The sequence below is a fragment of the Azospirillum formosense genome (assembly GCF_013340925.1).
GTDB classification, from domain to species: Bacteria; Pseudomonadota; Alphaproteobacteria; order Azospirillales; family Azospirillaceae; genus Azospirillum; species Azospirillum formosense.
In genome coordinates, this window is record NZ_WHOR01000554.1 from 1 (window position 1) to 590 (window position 590).

Annotated in this window: 1 pseudogene; it reads right to left on the reverse strand. The window is 79.5% G+C overall.

The window, feature by feature from the left end:
• Positions 1–550: pseudogene (locus GBZ26_RS29805) on the reverse strand (helicase-related protein); the annotation flags it as partial.
• Positions 551–590 lie beyond the last annotated feature (40 nt).

Consider the following 590-nt stretch of genomic DNA (forward strand, 5'->3'; position numbering starts at 1 on the left):
CGCGGGACAGCCGATCGGCCAGCGAAGCGAAGGTCCAGGCATCGTCTGCCCCCTCCGCCTCCCCGGCGTAGCGGTGCAGCCGGGCGGCGGTGCGCGACAGCGCCTCCTCCAGCGCGGCGGCCAGCGCCGGGTCGCCCTCCAGCCGCAGGGCCAGATCGTCGTCCGTCAGGTCGGCCAGTTCCATGGCGTCGAGCACGCGCGACACCTGGAGCCGCACCGGCGCCGGCAGGCCGGGCCAGGGCAGGTCGTCGCCGCGCACCGCGCGGACCCGCGTGCGGTCGTCCGCCGGGTGCAGGCTGGTGGACCAGCCCTCCAGCGCGCGGCGCCCCTGGGCGAGCAGGGCGTTGCGCCGCCGCGCCCGGTCGAGCGTGCCGTGGATTTCCAGCAGCACCGCCTCCCGGCGCTCCGCCGGGACCAGCAGGGCGCGCTTGCCCTTGGGCAGCGGCAGGCCGAGCGGCACCAGGCCCAGCCCCTCGCCATGGGCCACCCGGGTCACGACCGGGGCGGCGGCGGTCACCACGGCGGGGGGGGCGCCGGGCAGCTCGTGCACCAGACGGGGGGCGACGGGGGGCCCGAGGGCGGGGGGGCAG